Source organism: Parafrankia discariae, from assembly GCF_000373365.1.
Taxonomy (GTDB): domain Bacteria; phylum Actinomycetota; class Actinomycetes; order Frankiales; family Frankiaceae; genus Parafrankia; species Parafrankia discariae.
In genome coordinates, this window is sequence record NZ_KB891155.1 from 1 (window position 1) to 3511 (window position 3511).

Consider the following 3511-nt stretch of genomic DNA (forward strand, 5'->3'; position numbering starts at 1 on the left):
ACCCGAACAGACCCCGAACCAGCCAGGCACCACCACAGAACAACCAGCTCAATAGTTCCTACAAGATCTTGCCTCGATCAGGTTGACGGGTTCCGTCGCTCGCCGAGCACCGACCTCGTCCAGTCCGTGTACCGCGGTCGCCCGATCGGCGCGAAGGTCCATTTCTTCCTCGAAGAGATCGTCGATTCGCTCCACGACGACAGCGACGGCAAAACTCACGGCGGAGGCTCAGGTCGTATATCAAAATAGCGTCGGCTGCTGGCTTACAGGCGACTCGCTTGTGGGTAACCCGATGACCGTGTTCGGATTTGGCCGACCAGGACTCTGGTGGAGACGGCCAGCTTTGCGAAGCTCTCGTAATGCCGTACCTACATGCTCAGGGCGAAAGACTGTGTTGAGCAGGGCGAAGCGACGGAGGTTCGCTACTGTCATCGGACCCGACTCGGCGATCACATTCATGATCGCGTTCTGGAGTGGGCGAGTTTCGGGTTCAATCTTGAGATCAAGGAGCTGCTGAGCCACGTCGCGCGGGTCGCGGTAGCGGACCCCGGTGAGCGGGTCGACCTTCCACATCGCGTCCTTCATCGCCTTGAGTCCGCTCTCGTGTGACGTGCCGAAGACGAGAAAAAGCGGGCGGCCCCCCTCGTCGACCATCTCGAAGGCGAGCGTGAAGGAGAAGCCCGCCCGATTGAGGGAAGCACGGTACTGGTCGAGGAGGAATTCTTTCTTCCGGCTCGGTGGGACGTGCTGCACCGCGCGCCACTCCGGGCTCCCGAAAACCTTGTCTGCGGTGGCGGCATGTTTGTCGATCTGGCCGAAGCGGGTGGGAAAGCTCGTACCGAAGGTGACGAGGACCTCGCTGGAGGGGTTGCCGGCAATGGCCCGGACGAGATCGTGGGGGACGTCGGGGCCGCCGAAGCTGTCCAGGAAGACGAACGCGGCCGACCCGAAGACCCCCAGTTCATGGAGAAGGGGGAGGAGATCATGCCCGCACTTCCCTCGTCGAATCGTCGGTACGAGAGCCGCAGGCCGACCGCGTTCGGTGAGTCTGGTATCGATCCGCCGCCTTAGCTCCGCGAATCGGCCCGTGTGTGCTTCCAGGAGCACTACCTCCAGACGGCCGCCCCTCATCAGGGTGGGGCTGTCCAGGAAGACGTCGAGGGCGACGATCGGGGATCCGGGTAGATCGTCGAGGTAGACTCCGGGACCAGCAAAACCTTCGACGTAGGCCGCCCGTTCACGCCCGGAGAAGATGATCGGATACCACGCTTGCAGGTAGCGACGGAGCAGGTCGTGCTTTGCCGCCGTATGAGGGTCACGGGCCCATCGGACGCCTGTTGGTACCGCCACATACAAATGTGTAGCGCATGGGATCTCCGACGTCTGCCGATCCGTCACATAGTGGAAGCGGCCAGTGGTGACGGTCGAGTCGTGACGGGCATCCCGTCCCAGATACGCCCTTCCAGAGTGCGCCCGCCGCTCTTCGGAGTTCGGCCGCCCCACTGCTTGAAGAAGAACGGAACCGCGGCCTCCGTGCACAGGTCACGCAGCTCGATGACCCACGCCGGGTCCATCCGACGATGGTGGCGGCCGGACTCCCCGCCCGCGATGACCCAGTCGATGTCGTCGAGGTCAACGCCGGTGAGCGGCCCGAGTAGCGGCTCGCAGGACAGGAAACGGACGACGGCCGGAACGCGACGGAGGTCGTCGATCCGCGGCAGCGCTGCGCCGTCTTCGACCGAGACCCCCATCCAGACGTTGTCTGACCAGGGCAGCGTGTCGGCGAGCCGGGCCAGACGACGAGACCGCTTCGTGAGGACCTGGAAGGTGTGCTGGGGGGCAGCGGCCATCACCCCGAAGACGTCCTGGATGAAAGTCGTGGGCACCCGGGCATGGAACAGGTCGCTCATCGAGTTGACGAAGACGTGTCGTGGGGCCCGCCAACGCAGCGGGATCGAAAGCGCGTCGGCGTGGACAGTAACTCCGAACCCGGGGCCGGACGTGCGCGGATCGCCGTCTTGCTGGTACTTGGGGCTGCCCATCGCTTTCAACCGGGCCGCGAGGGCTAGCGCGTAGCAGTTGTCACAGCCCACTGAGACCCTGTCGCAGCCCGTCGTGGGATTCCAGGTCGCCTCCGTCCACTCGATCGCGCTCCGGTCAGCCACAGGGCCCTCCGCCTCTCCTCTTCGATCTTTCTCTAGACTCGCACATATGTGCGATGCCCGTGGGGTGACGCGCGGATGTTGTCACCAAGATGGTTCTCGCCCCGCGCAGCCAACACGGTGGCCCCCAGACCAGACCAGACCCGCGCGGCGCGGGACGGAAAAGGCTCACTGTAGGCGGGCGAAGGTCAGTCGCTCGTGCAGGATGTCGAGGTCTCTGACCGTCCAGCCGGTGTCGCGGATCGCGTGTGCCACGGCGCTGCCGCCGGCCGCCTCACCCCGTCGGCCCGGGAGCACGCGGGCGGCCCTGGTCAGGACTCGGCCGTGGCCCGTCCCACCGATCGTTAGCCGTCAGGTGATCTCGAAGGCGCAGGCGAGGTAGGCAGCCAGCTCGCCGTAGTCATCGGCCAGGCTGCGTACGCCCATCCGCGAGCCAGCTGCAAGTTCTTTAGGGAGATCCGCACGTATGCCGATGTGACGCGGTCCGTCCAGGTCGCCGAGCCTGTTCAAAGGCGACCGGCATCTCCTCGTCCTCACGCTCCAGCTCTCAATGGTTCAGCCGCCTTCGCGTATGGATGCGAGAACTCGGCGCAGGTCGACTGCGAACTGGGGTAGTTGCTCTCTGGCCGCGGTGTGCAGTATCTCGAGGTCGACGGACCAGTAGCCGTGGACGATCCGGTTACGTAGCCGGACGGGCTGCTTCCAGGCGATGTCGGGAAAGCTCTTGGTGATCTCGTCGGAGAGCTGACTGGCGGCTTCGCCGAGCACGGTGAAGTTCCACAGGAGTGCGTCGCGACGTTGGCGGTCCGCCTCCAGAGCGCCGACGGTGATCCCGTCGGTGAGTTTCCGCACCTGATCGGCCGCTTCGATCATCTCGCTGCGAAGGAGAACGTCACGCCGCATAGACGGGCCGTGCCTCAGCCAGGACGGACGAGCGGAGCAGCGGGTGGAGCCCGCGGGCGGAGACCAGGTCGACGGGCCGTCCGAACAGGTCGGTGAGGTCATCGGCGAGCTGCTCGATGTTCCAGCCCAGCCGCCGGCCCGGCTGAAGGGTGTACAGGATGTCGATGTCGCTGTCGGCGGTCGCTGTGCCGCGCGCTTGTGAGCCGAACAGCTGGAGTTCGGCGATCCCGTAACGATCGCAGATCGCGGCCAGGCGTGCCCCGTCGATCTCTACTCCCGCGATGGACCCCACCGGTCAAGGGTAGCTGCAGGGAGCTCGAGGTCTAGGGTGTCATCGTTCCAATGCGGGTGGGCGGAGCCTGTCAATCCCGATGAGACATCAGGCTGCTTGGTTCGTGGGTAGCGCCTCCTCGGTCTCGATGATCGTTGGTGGCTGGTTGATCCAC

At 64.9% G+C, this 3511-nt stretch carries 6 protein-coding genes; all 6 read right to left on the bottom strand.

The window, feature by feature from the left end; translation table 11 throughout:
* Positions 1-240: 240 nt before the first annotated feature.
* The 6 genes from B056_RS0108330 to B056_RS0108350 all read right to left on the bottom strand — a co-directional run bounded on the left by B056_RS0108330 (position 241) and on the right by B056_RS0108350 (position 3357).
* Positions 241-1350 carry a three-Cys-motif partner protein TcmP gene (locus B056_RS0108330; protein WP_020572388.1) on the bottom strand — a complete coding sequence of 370 codons (1110 nt, stop codon included), beginning with the start codon at positions 1348-1350 and terminating at the stop codon, positions 241-243.
* 44 nt (positions 1351-1394) lie between these two features.
* A complete protein-coding gene (locus tag B056_RS0108335; protein ID WP_018501415.1) occupies positions 1395-2165 on the bottom strand; it encodes a DUF5131 family protein in 771 nt (256 codons plus the stop codon).
* Between the two features lie 165 nt (positions 2166-2330).
* The gene (locus B056_RS45335; RefSeq protein WP_018501416.1) at positions 2331-2459 is read right to left on the bottom strand and encodes a hypothetical protein; all 129 of its coding nucleotides are present in this window, start codon (positions 2457-2459) and stop codon (positions 2331-2333) included.
* Between the two features lie 54 nt (positions 2460-2513).
* A complete protein-coding gene (locus B056_RS42565; RefSeq protein ID WP_154676921.1) occupies positions 2514-2672 on the bottom strand; it encodes a hypothetical protein in 159 nt (52 codons plus the stop codon).
* 45 nt (positions 2673-2717) lie between these two features.
* The gene (locus B056_RS0108345) at positions 2718-3035 is read right to left on the bottom strand and encodes a HepT-like ribonuclease domain-containing protein (RefSeq protein WP_230202894.1); all 318 of its coding nucleotides are present in this window, start codon (positions 3033-3035) and stop codon (positions 2718-2720) included.
* Between the two features lie 19 nt (positions 3036-3054).
* Positions 3055-3357, bottom strand: a complete 303-nt coding sequence (locus B056_RS0108350) for a nucleotidyltransferase family protein (protein ID WP_018501418.1) — start codon at positions 3355-3357, stop codon at positions 3055-3057.
* Positions 3358-3511 lie beyond the last annotated feature (154 nt).

Bases quoted from the DNA above. Each gene is read 5' to 3' on its own strand.
- B056_RS0108345 (WP_230202894.1), bottom strand. From the start codon at position 3,035: ATGATCGAAGCGGCCGATCAGGTGCGGAAACTCACCGACGGGATCACC.